This is a genomic window from Flavobacterium soyae, assembly GCF_045348165.1.
GTDB lineage: Bacteria > Bacteroidota > Bacteroidia > Flavobacteriales > Flavobacteriaceae > Flavobacterium > Flavobacterium soyae.
In genome coordinates this window covers 4007002-4025387 of the sequence record NZ_CP150845.1, presented here as the reverse complement: position 1 = coordinate 4025387, position 18386 = coordinate 4007002, and the positions used below count along the sequence as shown (strand labels likewise).

General features: G+C 30.9%; 16 protein-coding genes. 11 read left to right on the top strand and 5 right to left on the bottom strand.

Features of this window, described 5'->3' with window-relative positions:
- The first annotated feature begins 22 nt into the window (after window positions 1-22).
- Window positions 23-295, top strand: a complete 273-nt coding sequence (locus tag AABD74_RS17230) for a hypothetical protein (protein ID WP_232681986.1) — start codon at window positions 23-25, stop codon at window positions 293-295.
- Between the two features lie 8 nt (window positions 296-303).
- On the opposite strand, the gene AABD74_RS17225 is transcribed toward AABD74_RS17230, so the two are convergent.
- The 3 genes from AABD74_RS17225 to AABD74_RS17215 form a co-directional block, all read right to left on the bottom strand.
- Window positions 304-918: a hypothetical protein gene (locus AABD74_RS17225; RefSeq protein ID WP_232681985.1), complete on the bottom strand. Its 615-nt coding sequence runs from the start codon at window positions 916-918 to the stop codon at window positions 304-306.
- Between the two features lie 408 nt (window positions 919-1326).
- Window positions 1327-1686, bottom strand: a complete 360-nt coding sequence (locus AABD74_RS17220) for a hypothetical protein (protein ID WP_406843698.1) — start codon at window positions 1684-1686, stop codon at window positions 1327-1329.
- Between the two features lie 83 nt (window positions 1687-1769).
- Window positions 1770-5285: a hypothetical protein gene (locus tag AABD74_RS17215; RefSeq protein ID WP_406843697.1), complete on the bottom strand. Its 3516-nt coding sequence runs from the start codon at window positions 5283-5285 to the stop codon at window positions 1770-1772.
- Between the two features lie 688 nt (window positions 5286-5973).
- Here AABD74_RS17215 and AABD74_RS17210 point away from each other — a divergent pair.
- Window positions 5974-7536 carry a peroxidase, FMP-type gene (locus AABD74_RS17210; RefSeq protein ID WP_406843696.1) on the top strand — a complete coding sequence of 521 codons (1563 nt, stop codon included), beginning with the start codon at window positions 5974-5976 and terminating at the stop codon, window positions 7534-7536.
- Between the two features lie 80 nt (window positions 7537-7616).
- On the opposite strand, the gene AABD74_RS17205 is transcribed toward AABD74_RS17210, so the two are convergent.
- Together AABD74_RS17205 and AABD74_RS17200 are read right to left on the bottom strand one after the other, a co-directional pair.
- The gene (locus AABD74_RS17205; RefSeq protein ID WP_406843695.1) at window positions 7617-8528 is read right to left on the bottom strand and encodes a DUF6694 family lipoprotein; all 912 of its coding nucleotides are present in this window, start codon (window positions 8526-8528) and stop codon (window positions 7617-7619) included.
- A gap of 61 nt (window positions 8529-8589) precedes the next feature.
- Window positions 8590-9252, bottom strand: coding sequence for a hypothetical protein (locus AABD74_RS17200; protein WP_406843694.1), 663 nt, complete (start codon window positions 9250-9252; stop codon window positions 8590-8592).
- Between the two features lie 363 nt (window positions 9253-9615).
- Here AABD74_RS17200 and AABD74_RS17195 point away from each other — a divergent pair, with 363 nt between their 5' ends.
- The 9 genes from AABD74_RS17195 (at window position 9616) to AABD74_RS17155 (ending at window position 18385) form a co-directional block, all read left to right on the top strand.
- A complete protein-coding gene (locus AABD74_RS17195) occupies window positions 9616-10365 on the top strand; it encodes a LytTR family DNA-binding domain-containing protein (protein WP_232681964.1) in 750 nt (249 codons plus the stop codon).
- Window positions 10365-12296, top strand: coding sequence for a sensor histidine kinase (locus tag AABD74_RS17190; protein WP_406843693.1), 1932 nt, complete (start codon window positions 10365-10367; stop codon window positions 12294-12296). Before AABD74_RS17195 ends, AABD74_RS17190 begins: the two co-directional genes overlap by 1 nt.
- 191 nt (window positions 12297-12487) lie before the next feature.
- Complete coding sequence (locus AABD74_RS17185) at window positions 12488-13186, top strand: hypothetical protein (RefSeq protein WP_406843692.1); 699 nt, start codon at window positions 12488-12490, stop codon at window positions 13184-13186.
- Window positions 13187-13192: 6 nt separating this feature from the next.
- On the top strand, window positions 13193-13906 hold the full coding sequence (locus tag AABD74_RS17180) for a DUF1266 domain-containing protein (protein WP_406843691.1): 714 nt from the start codon (window positions 13193-13195) through the stop codon (window positions 13904-13906).
- A gap of 138 nt (window positions 13907-14044) precedes the next feature.
- Entirely contained in the window at window positions 14045-14353 is a 309-nt protein-coding gene (locus AABD74_RS17175) for a hypothetical protein (RefSeq protein ID WP_406843690.1), read from the top strand.
- Window positions 14354-14359: 6 nt separating this feature from the next.
- Complete coding sequence (locus tag AABD74_RS17170) at window positions 14360-14938, top strand: peroxiredoxin family protein (RefSeq protein WP_406843689.1); 579 nt, start codon at window positions 14360-14362, stop codon at window positions 14936-14938.
- A 141-nt stretch (window positions 14939-15079) separates the two neighbouring features.
- Window positions 15080-15541, top strand: coding sequence for a hypothetical protein (locus tag AABD74_RS17165; protein WP_406843688.1), 462 nt, complete (start codon window positions 15080-15082; stop codon window positions 15539-15541).
- Between the two features lie 252 nt (window positions 15542-15793).
- Complete coding sequence (locus AABD74_RS17160; RefSeq protein ID WP_406843687.1) at window positions 15794-16747, top strand: hypothetical protein; 954 nt, start codon at window positions 15794-15796, stop codon at window positions 16745-16747.
- Between the two features lie 366 nt (window positions 16748-17113).
- The gene (locus AABD74_RS17155) at window positions 17114-18385 is read left to right on the top strand and encodes a hypothetical protein (protein WP_406843686.1); all 1272 of its coding nucleotides are present in this window, start codon (window positions 17114-17116) and stop codon (window positions 18383-18385) included.
- The last annotated feature ends 1 nt before the right edge of the window (window position 18386 follow it).

The window sequence follows — 18386 nt, the reverse complement described above, 5'->3', positions numbered from 1 at the left end:
ATAAATAAATTGATCTTTTGTTATGCAGGGAATTGATAACATCGAGCATCGAAAATTGCTGCAAATATTTGAGAAGTATAAAGATGAAACTATTGCAGTACAAACAACATCAGAAGATGACCTTAAGATTTACCAAAACATGGAAGAACTCGATGTTTTGTACAATTGTTTTAAAATCTTACTGGCAGAATTACAAAAATGTACCAGAGATTATGAACTAAAGAAAAAATCAACCCGCAGTATCATTCATAAAAATTTAAGAAAAATAAAAACTGAAACGGAGAAGAAATCATAACAGGAAAATTATGTTTCAGGATTTATTATAGAAGATAGTTCCTCTTTTTTTATCTGGCGAAAGGGCGTTCTGATTTTATTAGCCCTAAGTTTTATTTTTTTTATTTGATATAGACAGTCACTTAGTAATGTCTTTATTTCTAAATAAGAATTATTATGAAAAGAACTGATATTATGTTTTAGTTTTTCTATATGGTTTCCTGCTGTTATTAAATCCGTTTCAAATGTTTTTAATAAACCAATTTCTATATTTTTATTCTTTTTATAATAATGAATACAATTATGCAGATCTTCAATTTGTCCCGTAAAATCAAAAATGGCTTTTTTAGAAACCGCCCGGTGGTAGTAGTAAGAAAACTCTAATGGATTAAATTCAATTACTTTATCAAAATCCTCAATTGCTTTATAATGATGATCCAGTTTTTGAAAACAGCTCGCCCTTAATTCATACGCTGTCGAGTCAAATTCATAATTCACCACATTATCTAAATGAACTATGGCTTCCTGAAAACGGCTGGTCGAATAAAGTTCTTTTCCTTTTTCTAAATTCACTAAACTTTCTTTAAGGTTTGATTTAAAAAACCGGTCCTTAAATTTTGTTTTTAAAGTCACGAACCATTTCATAATTTTAAATTTAGAAAGTTATATTATTCAGTTGACTAATTTTGATAGGATGCTAAAGTTAATAAAAAATTAATACACAGGACATTATAAAATTGATTTAAATAAAAAAGCCTGACTTTATAGTCAGACTTTTGTTACAATAATCAATTTGGAATTTGAAATTTCCAATATTGGAATTTATTTTTAAGAAGCTGCTATAACCACTTTTGTAACAGCTTCAGGCTGTGGCATAAATACTACTTCAAGAATTCAGTGCGAATGCAGTAATTTTAACCATGATTTTGTCATTTCAGAAACTATGAAAAATACACTTTCAGAAAATAATTTGATAACCTATATTCATCAGGGCGAAATACTTTTGCGGGGAAAAGCAAAGCCAATGAAACTATATACTGTTGATTTTAAATTTTAGTTCAGACGTTCTGTAGTTTCGATTCTTAAACAATGCTCTGTACCTAAAAAGAGAGGATTTCCATGTTTTTCTGACCAAAAACCATCCAGTACATCTTTAGTAATGCATCGGTAAACTGCAACCCCTTTATAAGTTTTGCTGTCGTCGCCTTTGTAACTAAAATTAATTACCAGGATATTATCTTTAAAGAAACCATGACCTTTTTGTACTTGTGCATTATTGATAAACCATTTTGCTGCAATTCTATTATTATCGTCTAAGGATAGGTTTAAAGTGCCTTTGTAAGTAATGTGATTACCCTCTTCCTGATTACTTCCGGAAATAGAATAATCACCAATTAAATCTTGTATTGTCATTTCGTATAACCCTGTCTTTTGTGAAGTGGGCAAATTTAGAAAGATATTCTAATTTTATAAAACAATTGTTTTTTTTAATCAAATCAAAGACTTTTGTTTGCTTCGAGGAATTTATTAATTAAAGCCAGTACAGTTACGACGCTGCCTCCCATTAAGGTTACCTGGTCATAGCTGTCTTTATTAAGATACATTAGTAAAACCAAGGCACTAACGGCAATAATTATTATCGGAATTTTCAATTTGCTAAATGTTCCATTTTTGCTTTCATCTTTAAATTTTTGGATAAACAATTCATCGCGTTTACTTTTGTATAAAATAAAAATCCTAAAGCTCAGGCTCATCATTTTAAGTCTTCCTGTTAATTTATGACAGTCAATTATTCCGTTTTCCATAAGATTTATAAGAGTATCTTTATTCTTGTAATTTACAAAGTGATCCTGGGCAAAATCATAAAGAACATAACGGGTTTCATTGTTTGGCAATGATCTCCAGATTTTTTCATACTCATTGTAAAATTGCTTGTGGTTAAAGTGAAGTATAAAATCCATTCTTAAAAAAGGTAATATTTCATTATGATCATCCGGATCGAAAATTTTGTCGATATTGATTTTGCGGTTATGGTGGTCTTTAACATCTTTACGTTTATCGTATAAGTTTGTTTTGCTATGATTAACCTGAATTAGTTTTTTTACGTCATAATTATTTACCATGGCTATAAAAATGTGGTCATTTGCTAATTTATTTTTTGTGAAAGGGTAATATTTTTCATGGGCAGCCTGCATCAAATCATAAAAAAAGAAACGGTTACTATAGTAGTTTAGTAATTGATAGGCCAAAATGGTGAGAAAGAAAATAAATACCAATAAGGAAGAGGAAATGATTATAAATGTAAAAACATTACTTTCACCTTGTAAAATTGCCTGCGTTTTCAAAAAGTACTTGCTGCTGAGTGCATTAAATGTAAAATTTTTAATTTCGTAAGCAGCAGGACGATCAAAAAAACCGAGATTAGCTTTTTGCAGAATTTTATCTTTGCTTTTAGATATTATAAGCGGCTCCTTTTCATGCTCTTCTTTACTATTTTTGGGACAAGTACAATTGTAAGCAGCTGTTATTCTATCCCTGTCTTTTATTATAAAATCATTTTTATCTTTTATATTTTGTTCTTTGGCCTTAATTGAGGCGCAGTAATAGCTGGCAAAATCATTTATTTCGTTAACATAAAATGTACTAATTAAAACAAACGGAAATACAAGAAACTGATACAATAACCTTGCTGTAAGGAATCTGGTATAAGCTTTTCTGTTAACGCCTTTATTTTGCTCTGCAAATGTTTTGAGATCTTCCTGTTGTCTTTCTCTCCATTTTCTGTAATAAAAGATTATCAGGCAGATATGTGTAGTAAAAAGGACAAGGACAGCAAAAAATGAACTGCAATGAAAGAACAGAAACAAAGGGAAAGAAATGGCCGGAAAAAATAAAATTAATATTAATGTAACTATTTCTTCTTTAGTGTTTTGAGTGCGAATATTTAAAGTGATTAAGTTGATAAAAGCTATGTTAATGCCAAGCACAATACAGAAAATTAAGGCTATTGAAGAAGAGGAGATAAAAGCCACTATTACGGCCAATAAAATTGAAATGCAATTGACAATTAATAGATTTTTATATTCATGAGTTCGGCTGTTATCCGGAAAAAGATAATAAAAATGATGTTTTGATAATACACTAATACGGCCGCTGTAAAAGATTATTGAGTAGATATAATTGATTAATAATATAAAGAAACCGTATAAAACTGAAATTAAGAATCCGTTAGTAAATGTAAATATTGATAAACGATTAAGATGGGACAAATCACGAATTCCGAGAATATAGATGGGTGAGGCACTTTTTAATGTTAGTTTTTTTGCACAGATTTGATAAGGTTTCCCTTGATATTCCATTTCAAATGATTTCGGGATTATACCGGATAGCAGACTTGCAAATTCTGGATTGTTTTGAGATTCATAGTATAAATTTTGATACAAATTTTTTTCGGGATCGTTTTGCATAATAACGTCTCCATATCGGTCTACAAGCATATAGCCGGTTCCGGGGGGCAATTCTAACTCGTCCGAAAAATATTCTCTGAAAGCAATTCCTTTAATACCGCTTTCCGGTTTATCAAGAGAATCTTTTTCGGCATATATCAATTGATATTTATCACTATCCCTTGAAAAAACGGCAGTTAGTACAGGCCCTGTTTTTATATTGCCTGCATTTTTCTGCTGCAGTATTTTAAAGTACATTCTATCTGCATATTTTCTGGGTATATCAGGTTTTGTATTGCTTAAATCTTTTGTAAGTATCCCTTCATTGTCCATCTGAAAATAGCTGTCCAAATATTTAATCAGTTTTAAATTATTTGTATCTTTTTTAAATTTATTACTTTCAAGAGTTAAATAATTTTTTTTGTCACCCAAAGAATCATTTTCAGGAAGAAGATCTCCATTTAAATAAGTTTTTTTTGAATTAGTTTCTAGATATATTCGGGCAATTTTTTTCTCTGAATTTTTCCATGCTGCTCCCAATATTGAATTATTATTTTTCCAACGCTCATATGTCGTAATTTGATTGGTAAATGAGTTGTCAATTTTGTTTACCAACTGGTCCAGATCGTTTGCAGTTCTGGTTTTTATGGTATTGCTCCAATAAGACAATGTACCAAATATGACTAAGATAGCGATCAGCAATCCGATAGAAAATACGACACCAACCAGATCAAACTGGTTGAGTCTTTCTTTGTAACTGCTTATAACGGGTTTTATAAAATTGATACCTAATATTAAAAGAACGACAGAAATTAAGCTGAAAATTAAAAGATTAGGATTGATCTGCTGAGCATTGCTGTCAAAGGCATATTTTTCAATTCCAACAGCTAAAAATAGGGTATGATTGGTTTGAGGAATATTGATTTGATTGGTGTAATAGCGTTTTGAGGAATTTTTGAAACTAAAAGGACCATTGTTTCTATTATAACAAATCAAACTATCCTGATCGACAAGACTGACATTTTTTGATAGAAATGATTTATGAGATTGACATAATCCTGCTTCAACAGGACAAATATAAAATGAAGTAAAATAGGTAGTAGAATCAATTTTATTTAGAAATTTGACCAGATCAATAGTGATTTTATTAGTAATTGTATCCTTAAGCACATCCTTTTGATCTGCATTATTACCGGAACTTTTTGATCTTTTTAATAATTTGATTGTTCTAAATAATTTAATTGTCCCGTTTTCTAATTGTTGATATTTGTTTTTATCAATTGTAACATCAGCGATATAAGTATCAGTTGAGCCTCTATAGGGTGAGAGGCGACTTGAGGTATCAATCTGTTTTTCGCTTACGAATTTAACCTGATCATCGATGTATGCGTTTAATTGTTTTTCGATACCTTGTAAAATAACTATATTTTTGGCATCTTCTTTTTGCTGATTATTAGGAAGAATATAAGAAAGATATCCAAACGTTAACAAAGCAATAATCACTGCCGTTATTATCGTGTAAATATGTTTATTGAATAAATCGCTTATGTTAGAAGACAGTCCCATTTTATTTACTTGAATAGGTTAAAATATTACACTCTTCTTAAATACTTATTGTTAAATTTAAAATGCTCGTCAGAGGTTTTTTGCCTGCTTTCCCATCGACTCTTAGTACAATTTCGGCGCTATTAAGCAGTGTTTGCAATTCTTTGGTTTTATTGGTTCCAGAGTAGTATGTTATTTTACTGCCCTGTACCAGTATTGAATTTTTCAGCTATAATTCTTTTATTACTAGATAAATCGTTCAGCTTGATAAATTAAGCTAAACATTAAAAGAAAGGCATGTAGAATATTCTCTTTGTAAGTGAGTATGAGGATAAATAATTTACTGATTGTAAATGTTTTAGATAAATACGATTCAAATTTATCACAATATAGGAAATGAAAAAAGGGTAAAAATACCCTTTTTTAAAGTTAAAAATCCAGAGATAATTTTTAATGAAATTGCTGTCAGGTTCAAGATATAAAAATGTAGGATTCTCTTTTTTGACTAACTAATTTTATACCTCCACATATCATCCCATCCTTTATATAATTTGTTTTGTGACGAATAATTTCCGTTTTGTGTCATTTTTTTATAATTGATTTTCTGTCTCCAGTAATTTAGACTTATGGCAGTGCTTTTTTATATTGTTCTAAAAGTACATCTGTTTTTTTGAATACCCGGATTTGCTAATTAAAAAAAAATAAAACTATGCTAAAACGAAAGAACCTTGCTGATGGGATAAATTTACCTCATATAGCTGAAAATTTAAATGTAAATAAAAAAGAACTATTATCTGGAACTGCAAAGGCAAAGGGCAGTAAAGGAATATTAGGGGATTTGATGGATGGATATACAAAAGTTCAAATTGAGGATCCAATCAGGGCTTTTCATGAAAATAATCTGCAGCAAATTGTAAACAATGTAGATTACGGTGTGCTGAAAGTATTACAAGGAACCTGGGTGAGCTACAATCATAACGGACAAAATGATAGAAAATTAACAGGAAGCGGTATACATACCACCATTATGCCGTCGCCGGGTACAAATGCAGGAACGATTCCCGGAAAATATAGTTTTGAATGTGAAGAGTATATAGAAAAACTAACATTTGATTTAGTGCCGGGAGGAGTTCGTAATCGCGGGGGTGCAAACGAACAATTTTGCGGGGCTGTTAAATATGAGCAAAGTATAAAAAGCGTCAATACTGTACCGGGTAAAGAATCCTTAAAATACACTCCAATTCACGAAGAAAACGGTATGTACTTATGGTTAAGTGATATATTTAATTATGCAGCCACCGAAAAAACGATTAAAGAAGACCGTGGTGTACACGCTGTATCACCAAAAAATCCGAATAAAAATTTATATAAAAGCGGCTATCAGGACGAAACTCTTTTTTTGATTGTAAATGATCTGGGCAAGAAAGAATATGTAACGCTGGAAAATTTAAACGGAAGACCATATTCTGAAATTATTGCATCTAAAGAACTTAAGCCCGGAGCCGGTCAAACAGGGCCATATTTTATACCTGATTATTCTATTTCACGAAGCGGCGTAATTCCGCATGGAAGTACCATAACTTTATTAGGAGATATAAGTCCGGACAATTCAGGTTATTTAATTGAAGGCGCTCCTCAATTTCCACATGGAAATGCAGCCTGGAAATACGATCATCTTTCCATTTCAAGAACTATGGGCGGAGCGGGTGCAAGCGAAGCCAAACCTATAAATTTAGATCAGCCGCCTCCTGCCTGGGTATTTGAAAAACTTAATGATAAAAATGATAAGGGAGAGAATAAAATCTATACACAGAGAATATTGGCCCATCCTTTATATCCTTATTCAGTAAGACCTGATTTACGTCTTCGTGATTCCATTAAAGGAGAAACTATAAAAAATCATGTACTTATTGAGTTATCATCCAAAAATAAAACAGGGGCGCAAGGGGGTATATTAAATGTTCCGTTTGTAAATCGTTTTGTTAGTACAGTTGAAATGAACATGAGAATGTGGATTGAAACTGTTGTAGAAAACGGAAAAGAAATCCTTCAGCTGCAATACGAACAGATTATATTTTTTGAATTTGATTTTGGAGATGACGGCGGTACTACAAGCTGGCCGCACATACAAGTAAATACGCTTCGCAAATTAGAAGATGTTTCTCCTGATCAAAAACGTTTAATCGAAGAGCAGTTTCCAAACCCTGCAATTAAATCTTCTGCTGTAAGTGGATCTTCTGCACCATCAGGATGTCCTTATCATAAAGAGTAATTTTAAAAAGCCACGGTATTTTGTATTGAAATGCCGTGGTTTTTTTAATAGTTGTAAAATTACTTATGATATCTTACTTACTATTGTTCAGTCAATTCTAACTCATCCAAAGTCCCTTTTACAGATTTTAGTTCCTCTAACTTTGTCTGGTTATTTTTAATTTCGTTATTAATTTGTTCTATACTTATTTTTGGCATCTCGATTTTTTTTCCATTAGGAGTTAAGGCCAGCACAGTAACGTTTAATACTAAATCATAATCGGATAGATTTGGATTATCAACGGGATATTTTTGAACATTCCATAATTTAGGATTGGTTTCTTTGGTTTGCCCCAATATAATATATTCAGTTATTACTTCTCCATTTTCCAATATGCTTTCGCTGTTTCCATTAACAATAATTTCGGATTTAAGAACTTCGTTATTCGATTTTTTTCTGATTTCAAACTGGATTGTTTTAGGACCAATGAGTTTATTTTTACCAATGTATTGATAACTGACTTCTAATTCGGGAACCATTTCATCAAAAAAACTGGTTTTATTTAATTTCGTCTCGCTGATTCTAAATAGATTTAGTGTCTTTTTAGTATTTGCGATTTCGTTTTTTTGAAGAGTTAAATGATCAATTTCATTAGTTAATTTTTCAATTTCCTTTTTGTTCTGGGTTTTTAAAATATCTTCGGCTAAAGTTATAACCGAAGAAAATGATAAACCATCAATCATTTCCAAAGAAATTTTGTTGAAAGATTTATTATCGTACTTTTCAGGAGCTTCCCATTTTAATTTCATTGCTTCTAATGCGATCACGCGCAGCGCTTTTTCTAAATTAATTTTTTCACTTTGGCTGAGATTTTTTTCGATTTTCTCTCTCGAAGTTTTAAAATCCTGCTCATTTTTTCCATTGAATTTTTCCTGGCAGCCATTAAAAATAAAGGAAACGGATAGTAGCACAATAAAGCATTTTAACTGCATGAAGGCTGGTTTATTTGTCATTGTCAATTTTAATTTTACAGATTGGATTTAATCCTGTTTAGGATCTGAAATTTATAATATTTTACTGTTTATCGCCAAATTGTCTAAAAAGTTCATCCAGAAAAATTTTATAATCGAAACTTTCAAAAGTTGGCGGTGATTCTAATTTTATAGTATATGATTTTGTTGTTGACGGCATCTCATCTTCCATTGTATTAATAATGGTTTCTTTAAGTATGCCGTTGGTTTGGTTTTTTGGAGTATAAATATATTCTGTATGTGAGCCTGCTCCCATAAAATAACCGGTAAATTCATGTAATTGTAAATTGTTATTTTGAAAAATAAATTCAAAAGAAATATGTCCGTTTGGACCAACGGCATATAAATCAAAAATTATTTTATTCTTTTCGATTTCGACATCTTCTGTATCAAATGCTTTATAATTATCATCATTATATTCAGGCGGCATTATGGTATAACTTTTTTTGTACAGTTCAAAACCTTGCTTTTTGCCTAATAAAATAATAGTAAGCCGCTGAAGGGATTTGCTTTCTTCATCGTTTTCCTGTAAGATCAAAACTTTGTCTTTAAAGTTGTCCTTATTTAGAAAACCAACAGCTTCATATTGAATCATATAATTGTTCTCTTCTAAAAATTGAGTTATTTCAGCATCTAAAGTATCTTTTTTTGGTACTGTTGATTCTAATTGTAACTGAGCCGCCTGTATATCTGTTGATTTTGACACAGGTATTTTTTTTATGGTGGCAGCTGATGATTTCCTGTTTTGACAAGCAGGTACCAATAAACTCAGGCAAACACCAAGTATAAAGTTTTTATAGATCATGATTTGTAATGAAAAGTAGAAATTACGGCATACAAATCTTAGAAAAAAAGTATTGTAAATTCAGACAGATATAAATTCGCAGCAAGCTGCAGGAGATTCGGTGCTGTCTTTTTTAAATCCGTATCGATTTAAATAAAAAAAAATCAGGCACCGCGGGGTTATTTAAAAGATTGAAATAAAAAATTATATATTCGTGCCTTAAATTTTATTCAAATGAAAGAAATCAATTCCTGAGTAATAATTTATTAACCACTATTCCATAATATGAACAAAATACGAACCCTGATTATTGAAGACGAGCCAGCGATAAGAAAAGAACTCCAATGGTTAGTTTCACAACAAGAATCCTTAAAGTTAGAAGCAATGGCGAGTTCAGTAAATGAATCATTGCAAATCATAAAAAATACAGAATTTGATTTGATTTTGATGGATATTCAGTTGACAGATGGTACGGCTTTCGATATTTTGAATCAGTTAGAACAGCCTTCTTTTCATATTATTTTTATCACAGCTTATAATCATTTTGCCATAAAAGCCATTAAGTACGGCGCACTGGATTATCTTTTAAAACCCATTGACAGTGATGAATTTGCAGCTGCAATACAAAAAGTCAGCAAAGTAAAACAGGTTGATTATATTACGCAGCTTAATTTTTTGAAAGAGTATAGTGCTGCAAAAACTATTGATATGAGTTCCAGTATTTGTATCACATCTTTAGACTGTATGCAGATAGTCCGGCTGAATGAAATTATATACCTTTCCGGCGAGGGGTCTTACACCCAAATTCACTTGGAAAATAAAAAAATAGTAACTGCTTCTAAACCTTTAAAATACTATGAAGATATCCTGCCAGGCGATTTTTTTATAAAAACACACCAGTCATATATTGTCAATAAAAACTTTATAGATAAATACATGAAAACAGGCATAATAGTTATGAGAAATCTTGCTGAAATTCCTGTTGCAACCCGCAGAAAAGATTTTGTTATAGATCATTTAAATCCTTTAAGATAATGAACAAAATTGTATTTTTTTTGCTGCTGTTTGTAATTTCCTGTCAGCAGAAACCGGGGAAAATAGTGATTAATCAGGAAAAAATGCTGGAGAATTTACAAGTAATGAGTGATAGCCTGGATCAAAATCCTCAAATCGACAAACTTGCTTTTTGGTCAGGTAAGCTCAAACAAAAAGATTTCTCAAAAACGGGTTCGGCTCTAGCTTATATACATTATAATCTGGCTAAAAATTTGGCAAAAAGCAATATAGACAGTTCCAAAAATCACATCAATATTGCTTTAAATTTAATAGAAAAAGAAAAAGGTTTCAATGCCCTTAAATTTACTGTTTACAATGGGGCCGGGTTAATTTCAGAACATGAAGGTAAGTTTTACCAATCGGTTTATTATTTTAATAAATCGGCAGCCATAATTATGAATGACGATTCGCTTAAATGCAAACCATTGGCAAAAGTGATCTGTTTACTTAATGCGGCTCAGGACAATAATAAAATCAGCCAGTACCCAAAGTCAATTGAACAAAACCAGCTTGCTTTAAAAATTTTAAAAAAAATGCCCGAAGATCATTATAAGTATAATTTCAGGGCATATTCGCAGTTGTTTACAGCCTGCGAAGAAAGTAATATTTACAAGGCTGATTCGCTTCTTTTTTATCTCAAAAAGCTGAAACATATTTCTGTGAAAACTAATGATCCTATGCAGATTAGATTTACTAATGAGCATACGGCACACTATTATACATTGAGCAGTCAATATAATGAAGCGATACATTATTATAGTTTGGTAAAACAATACGATGCAGGAATTTTATCAGCCGATCCTGAAAGCCCGGTAGCGATTAAAAATCTTTACACGACTATAGCCAATCTTATTGATCTGCGTGTTCATGCTGAACAATTTCCTGAAGCAGAAGTCTTAATTAAACAGGCTGATAAAATTGAAGGCCGGCATTTACAGATATTATCTTATTATGAAAAATGTCTTAATAAACAGGCAAAACTGCACTATTATTTAGCTAAAGGGGATAATTTCAGAGCTCAGAACGAAACCAGCGAGGTATTGGAACTAAAAGATAATATCCTGCGAAATTCCGGTATTCAGGCTACAGAAGAAATGGCTACTATTTACGAACTCCAGGCTAAAGATAAATCTATTTACGGACTAAATAAAACTATTGATTATACTACAAATCGTCTGGAACGTAATAAACTCTTGCTGTTTATTGTTGGTTTACTGGCACTGCTGGCAGTTTCATGGGTATTGCTGCTTTATTTTTTCCAAAGACAGAAAAGACAAAAACAGGAAAAAGAGAAAGTTTTATTGCAGCAACAATTGCTGCGAACACAAATGGAACCCCATTTTATCTTCAATACTTTGTCGGCATTACAAAGTTTTATCAGGTTTGATGAAAAGGAAAAATCAATAAAATATTTAAGTCAATTCAGCAAATTGCTTCGAAGTTCTTTAGAATTGAGCCGAAAAAATTATGTTCCGCTCGATCAGGAGCTGGAGGCTATAGAAAATTATTTGAGCTTGCAGCAAATGCGCTTCGAATATGCATTCGCTTACGAAATAATAACCCCAGATACAGATACCTCAGCATTATTAATTCCTCCTATGCTGATTCAGCCTTTTGTTGAAAATGCGATTATCCATGGTATTGGAAATCATTCTGATAAGGGGGCAATAATAATAGAAATCTTTTCGCAGGAAAACCAATTGCTGGTAAAAATCACGGATAATGGAAAAGGTTATGAGAGTACATCTAATGCAAAACCTAACCATCAGTCTTTGTCAGGAACTATAGCCAGAGAACGTTTGGCGATATTAGCGAAAGAAAACTCAATAAAGACAAATATAGAAATTATTTCTAATGAGAAGGGAACTGTTGTTTTACTTACACTCCCTGTAAGAAACCAGAGGTATTAATACGAATTTAAGAAGGATCTTTACGAATATCGATTTATCTCAGGCTAATCTATATCTACTTAAATTTACATTATAGTTTTTTTAAAATTTGTATTCTAAATACGATTATTAGGCTTATATATTTCTTTTTTTAAGACAAGTCTAAAAACGTAAAGAAGTATTTAAAAACAAATTAAGAAAACAAAAAATTTATGACCCCATTATTTTTAATTCCAGTTATATTGGTAATTGCAGGTGTATTTTTTATGATTTATATGAATAAAAAACACAAGGCTGCAAAATCAGAAATTGATTTAGATTTTGAACGAACTAAATATGACCAATACAAACAAGAACTGTTGACTCAGGATTTTTCACAATTAAAACAGTGGATGAAAGGTAAACCTATTGATGCGTTTACTTCTGCGTCTGTGCCTCAATCGACAAGTAGTAAAGTTCAGGAAATCGTAACTGATGGTATAAAAAATGCAGCATTATCTGCAATTGGTGTAAAACTTAGAAGAATAGAAACGGATTGTTTTTGGGCTTTGAGCGGAAACGATTTGCATTTCTTTAGTACTAATACAGCAGGCGAATTAGATGAACATATTGTTTTTGATAATTTCAGAATTGAAGATGCCAAACTTGAATATGGCGGTATCCTGAAATCGCAATTAGGTGTTTATTCCAAATCTTCGGAAGAATACTTACCAAAAACACATATTATCACTTTTAATATTGACGGTAGTCCGTTATCACTTGAAATTCACGACAGGCTTAATTATAGAACCGACCCGGCAGATATGTTAAATTTGAAGAAACAATTAGAAACAAGGAATAAATATCAGGTAGTGGGCGAAAAATTTATAACCATTTTACAAAACAAAGTTCCTAATTTAAAAATAGTGTAAATAGTTATGGGATTTTTTTCGAAAATTTTAAACTCATTTGAAGACATAAGATTAAACAAAAAAAATGAGGTTAGAGGTTATTTATTAGATCATTTACTTATAGGTTCAATGTATGCAGAACAACAATCGGCATACCTGAATTCTTATGAAACAGGTTTAAATAAATCTGATGTTGGTAAATTAGTCGAAACCTACTGGGGGATATATAATCAAAACCAAGCGATTGAAATTCTTCAAAGCCTGCACAACAGGAATCAAGATGAAAATATGGATATTGTTTACAAAGCATTTGAGGATAGAGAAAATTATGTTGACATTTTAAAATCAAACCTGCCAAACGAAAACGACATATTTGAATATTATTTGAACCTGTTTAGAAAGCTAAATAATATTGTTCCAGAATTAATCGAACAGAAAATTATCACAACTTTTTCCCAGCTAAAAAAGACAAAAGACAGCGGCTGGAATTATGGAAGAGGTGTTTTTTTAGCACGCTGTTGTTATGAATTGGGTTATCTTTCAGAAAATGAACTTAAAGAATATTTGGCAAAATCTTACTCCGATTTAAAAAAATACTGCAGCACCTGGCAGGAATACACAACGAGCTATATTTTTGGAAGAGCAATTTGGGGTGGTGCAAATAACAATGGAATGGTGCAAATTGCAAATGACTTGCTGTATAACGACAATAGTCCGCTTAAAAATAAAACGTACATCTAATATATCAAATTAAGAAATCATGAAAAATATTGACATTTATACAGATTATCATTGAGAAGATAAATATCAGTAACAAAATCCCAAACTTCGCAAAGCCGCAGGACGTTAGTGTCATTTTGAAAATACACACCATTATCAATGAAAAATATGAAAGAAAAATTATTTGAACACATATTTTGGAGAACTGTTACAGGGCTTATTCCTCTTTTTTTGTTTGCCATGATTATTTTTAGTGACAAACAAAGCGGAAATGATTTCTTAGGTTCAAACTTCGTGCAAATGATTTTAGGTTTTGGAAGTCTTATTCTTTGGAGTGCCTGGATTATTATTGAGGCAATTATATTATTTTTTAAAAAGCGAACACCTTTTGTTTATGCAAACATTATATTATTTGTCATAGTTATTTCAATCTATATTTTAGAACTCTATATCAACCATAATTACTGATTTAGGATGAATAAAATTTTATTACTGCTTGCAATTTTACCGTTTTTGATTTCTTGTCAAAATAAGAAAGAACAAAAGGATAATAATTTAGAAAAACTCCAAAAGCAAGTTCAGGAGTTAATGAAAAATCAAATTGATTTTTTTATGAATGGAACACCAAAATATTTTTCTGCGAAAACCATAAACGGTAAGCTATTTAACTCTCAGGATTTTAAAAACAAAAATTTGGTGGTATTTATCTACGACAAATCCTATTTAAAAAAGAGTGACACATATGATATGACTAAAGAATTAAATGAAATTTATAATTCATATAAAGACAAAATCAAGTTTGTTGGTATAATTGAAGGCTATGTTGAAAACCAAAACGAACTGAATGAATATTTGAAAAAATCTAAAATTTTATTTGAGCAGATTGATAACACAAAATCGCATGACAAACCTGAAATCTTAAATTATAATATGTACTGCAGTCCGGCAAAAATTCTTATTAACTCAAACGGAAAAGTAATTCATTCTTCTTGTGGCGGCGGAAACAGTTATGAATTAATACAAAAATTAGACAGCATAAAAAACTTCCGCTAACAAAGGTTTGATATCAGGAGAGCTGAAGTGCAAAGCTTTTCAATTGAACTTTAGTTATAATATCATTTTTTAGGTTTTGATTTTCCATCTGAACGCAACGCACCAAAATGTTCCTTAAAGCTTTAAAAACAATATTTCAAAATGAAATATACAGTCCTTTTACTCGGCTTTGTTTTTTGTCTCTTTCCTTTCAAAGATTTTGATATACAATGGGTTGAAAATCTTGATGGTGATTTTTCTTTTTCACGAAAACATAGTTTGAAATGTGAAGCCTGGTGTTATGAGTATGCAGGTGCCGACGAAATGAAAGCAAAACGATTGAGCAAAGACACTATTGAATGTTATACTCTCGCAAATACAGCTACCCATTCTACGTTAAACTTTTATATTATTAATAATGTCGTCAGCAATCCAAGAATTGAACTGAATAGCATCGTTGATGGAAAACTAATATATGAATGTAATGAAGGCAATATAAAAATTGACAAAAAAGCGATGCAGAAAGGAATTTTAAAAGCTGAATTTGATATGAAGTTTGACCATCCTGAAAATCCGGATAAATTAATGTTCTGGAAGGGGAAAATCTATACCAAAATAAATTAAGCCCAATTGATATACTATGATTTTATTGACTCTTCTGGTAAAAAAAACAGAGCTATTAATACGGATTTAAAAAAGATCTTTACAAATATCGAATCATCTCAGGCGAATATATATCTACTTAAATTCACATTCTTTTTTTATTAAAATTTGTATTCTAAAGATTTAATTTTTCAGCCAAAGAATGCATAGTAAAAACGTCAGACTTAGCTCATAGATACTTACAGAACTGAATTATTTGAAAATTATAAATACATGAAAAAAAGACAAAATATCTTGTTACTCATTTTGTTAACATCTTTAAGCGTATTAGCTCAGGATGTACAGCCTTATCTTGGATGTTATCGTGGTTCAGGAAATGCCCGTTTGATTTTAGCAGAAAATAATGCCTTTTATATAATTGCCTATGCAACTTTTATACAAGGTTCCTGGCACAAAGAGAACGATCAGATCATATTGAATCCCCAGAATCCTGAGCATTTTTTTGAATTATACGGGAGATATAACCCTAATATCAAGGAGGGCTGTAAAATAAAATTTGATGGTTTTGACGAAAAAGAAACCTTTATAGGAAAAGCTGATTCAGATGCAATGCAGCGGGTTTTCAACAAGAACCCAAATTGCTTTAAAAGTGAGTATGTACATTATTTTAGTAAAGGAACTGATGTAATTTCTTTTGTTGATATAGTTTCAGAGAATATCAGGGATTATAACAAAAGAAATACTTTTAGTTTTTTATTAAACAAAAACAATGATTTTATTGCTGTTTACAATGACCCGGAACGTTACTATTACGAAATGATTTTTTCTATTACTAAAACTACAGACGGAATAATTCTGAATGGCAGGCAAAGGTTTGAAAAAATGAAAATTGATGATAAACTAAAAAAAGAAATGAAAGAAATTATGGAGATGGGTGAAACGCTTAAAGAGAAAAACAGCTTTTACTGCAATCCGTCTTATGGTGTTTTTGACGAGTCATCAATGAGTATACCACAGAATTACTCATTTAACAAATCTAAAAATGCCTATATCTCAAAGTATAATTACGAAAAAAATGAAGAGCTGTATCCCGAAAAAAAACAAGATGCTTATCATAGTATTGGAATCTTATATAAATATGATAAAATTTCGCCTGGTAAAATTTTGGTTAGACCATTTACAATAATAGAAAAAAGTCTTTTTACTGCTAAATGTAATGGGGAGTAATAAATTAACGGTTATGAAATTAAAATACCAAATTGTATTAAACTGTACTTTTCTTATGTCCTGTAATCAGTAAAATAAAATAGTCAACAAAAAAGAAATCCATAGTGAGAGAGGCTAAAAAGGGGGTTTTTAGACAAGAAAGAAAACGTCTGGATATGTGGGGATATCCAGTATGCTGCAAATTTTTTTGAAGATATTTTTTCTGCGAAGGCATCTGTAACGAAAATAGATGCTGGAAAATCTCTTGCTATGGGTCTTATTAACAGATAGATAAGTTATTGAAAATGAAGGATAAGTTTACAAAAAACTGATACAGAAGATTATATCATTTATAAAAATGGAAAGGCTGAAAAAAAAAATAATATTTTGAAAATTACAAGAAATTTAATCTGTATTGTATCATGTTTGCTATTATTGTCAGCATGTTCTAAAAAGCTAATTACCAATAGTCCAGAGCCTGATGCTGCGCTTTATGAGATTAATAATAAAGAAGAAGTAACCTTGGTTTTCTTTAGTTCCGGAGAGGTTAATGAGCCAGGAAAGCATTTAGAGATATATAAACGATTTGCAGAAGCTTTTGAATCAATAGAAGAGGTACATGTACTTCGTATTAATGAGAATTGTGCTCTGGAGTTTAAGAATTATGGTTATTACTATTTTAACAACAATGGCGTTAAACTCAAATTTGGAATGATATTATCCAACGGTGTTGATGAACCAATTATCGAAACCAATCCAAATAATTATATTAAAGCATACGAATCTTATTTTAAAGTTCTATTTAATGACAAAGTTTATTATACAAATATGCGAAAAGCAGAGGTAGCAAAGCGTCAGAAAGAATCACGACAAAAATTAGAGGAAAAATTTAAAGTGAATGAGAATTATGCTGCTCTTTTGATAAAAAACTCAAACACCTCATATTACCCTAAAAACTCATTCAATTTAAGCTGTCTTAAGGGAAAAGTAATTGCTGAAGTTTTTACAGATAGTACCAGAAATACAAAGAGTATTATGCAATTAGAAACCGTGTATGACAAAAACGGCTTAACAAAACAATACTCGACCTTTATCAATGATGCGCTGTACTCCGAAGATGTATATTATAGAAATTCGTATAATTTAATTGACAGCATTGTACATAGAAACGAAAAAGGTGTGAAGTCCAAAGCTGTTTTTAAGTATGAGAAAAATCAATTCGCCATCATTTCTGTAGATGAAAAAGATGTAATGATTTCTAATATTTTTCATCTAAATGACAAATTTCAGTGCATAAAGAGCGAAACGGTAAACGGGAGCGGAGATGTAGTCCTTACTAATTTTTTTGAATATGATAATTTGGGGAGGATTATAAAAGAGACCGGTTCGACCCAAAAGATTCTGTGCGAATATAAAAATCAACAAGAAGTTTTTTATTCTAATTTGAAGGTTTACAGCCTAAAAGACAATGTATTACTTTCAGAAAACATAAGATATAAAGAAGGAAACAAGGACATTTTTATATCAAAAAATAAAGATAAGCTTTTATCAAAAACTATATCATTAAATAATTCTAATGACTGTACTAAGATGGTATACAATTATGATTCGAATAAAAAATTGATTAACGTTTTTGAATATTTCTATAAAAATGAATGAA

Excerpts from the sequence above, each read along its gene's own strand:
- AABD74_RS17230 (WP_232681986.1), top strand. The coding sequence starts at position 23 with ATGCAGGGAATTGATAACATCGAGCATCGAAAATTGCTGCAAATATTT.
- AABD74_RS17225 (WP_232681985.1), bottom strand. The coding sequence starts at position 918 with ATGAAATGGTTCGTGACTTTAAAAACAAAATTTAAGGACCGGTTTTTT.
- AABD74_RS17220 (WP_406843698.1), bottom strand. The coding sequence starts at position 1,686 with ATGACAATACAAGATTTAATTGGTGATTATTCTATTTCCGGAAGTAAT.
- AABD74_RS17215 (WP_406843697.1), bottom strand. The coding sequence starts at position 5,285 with ATGGGACTGTCTTCTAACATAAGCGATTTATTCAATAAACATATTTAC.
- AABD74_RS17210 (WP_406843696.1), top strand. The coding sequence starts at position 5,974 with ATGCTAAAACGAAAGAACCTTGCTGATGGGATAAATTTACCTCATATA.
- AABD74_RS17205 (WP_406843695.1), bottom strand. The coding sequence starts at position 8,528 with ATGACAAATAAACCAGCCTTCATGCAGTTAAAATGCTTTATTGTGCTA.
- AABD74_RS17195 (WP_232681964.1), top strand. The coding sequence starts at position 9,616 with ATGAACAAAATACGAACCCTGATTATTGAAGACGAGCCAGCGATAAGA.
- AABD74_RS17190 (WP_406843693.1), top strand. The coding sequence starts at position 10,365 with ATGAACAAAATTGTATTTTTTTTGCTGCTGTTTGTAATTTCCTGTCAG.
- AABD74_RS17185 (WP_406843692.1), top strand. The coding sequence starts at position 12,488 with ATGACCCCATTATTTTTAATTCCAGTTATATTGGTAATTGCAGGTGTA.
- AABD74_RS17180 (WP_406843691.1), top strand. The coding sequence starts at position 13,193 with ATGGGATTTTTTTCGAAAATTTTAAACTCATTTGAAGACATAAGATTA.
- AABD74_RS17175 (WP_406843690.1), top strand. The coding sequence starts at position 14,045 with ATGAAAAATATGAAAGAAAAATTATTTGAACACATATTTTGGAGAACT.
- AABD74_RS17170 (WP_406843689.1), top strand. The coding sequence starts at position 14,360 with ATGAATAAAATTTTATTACTGCTTGCAATTTTACCGTTTTTGATTTCT.
- AABD74_RS17165 (WP_406843688.1), top strand. The coding sequence starts at position 15,080 with ATGAAATATACAGTCCTTTTACTCGGCTTTGTTTTTTGTCTCTTTCCT.
- AABD74_RS17160 (WP_406843687.1), top strand. The coding sequence starts at position 15,794 with ATGAAAAAAAGACAAAATATCTTGTTACTCATTTTGTTAACATCTTTA.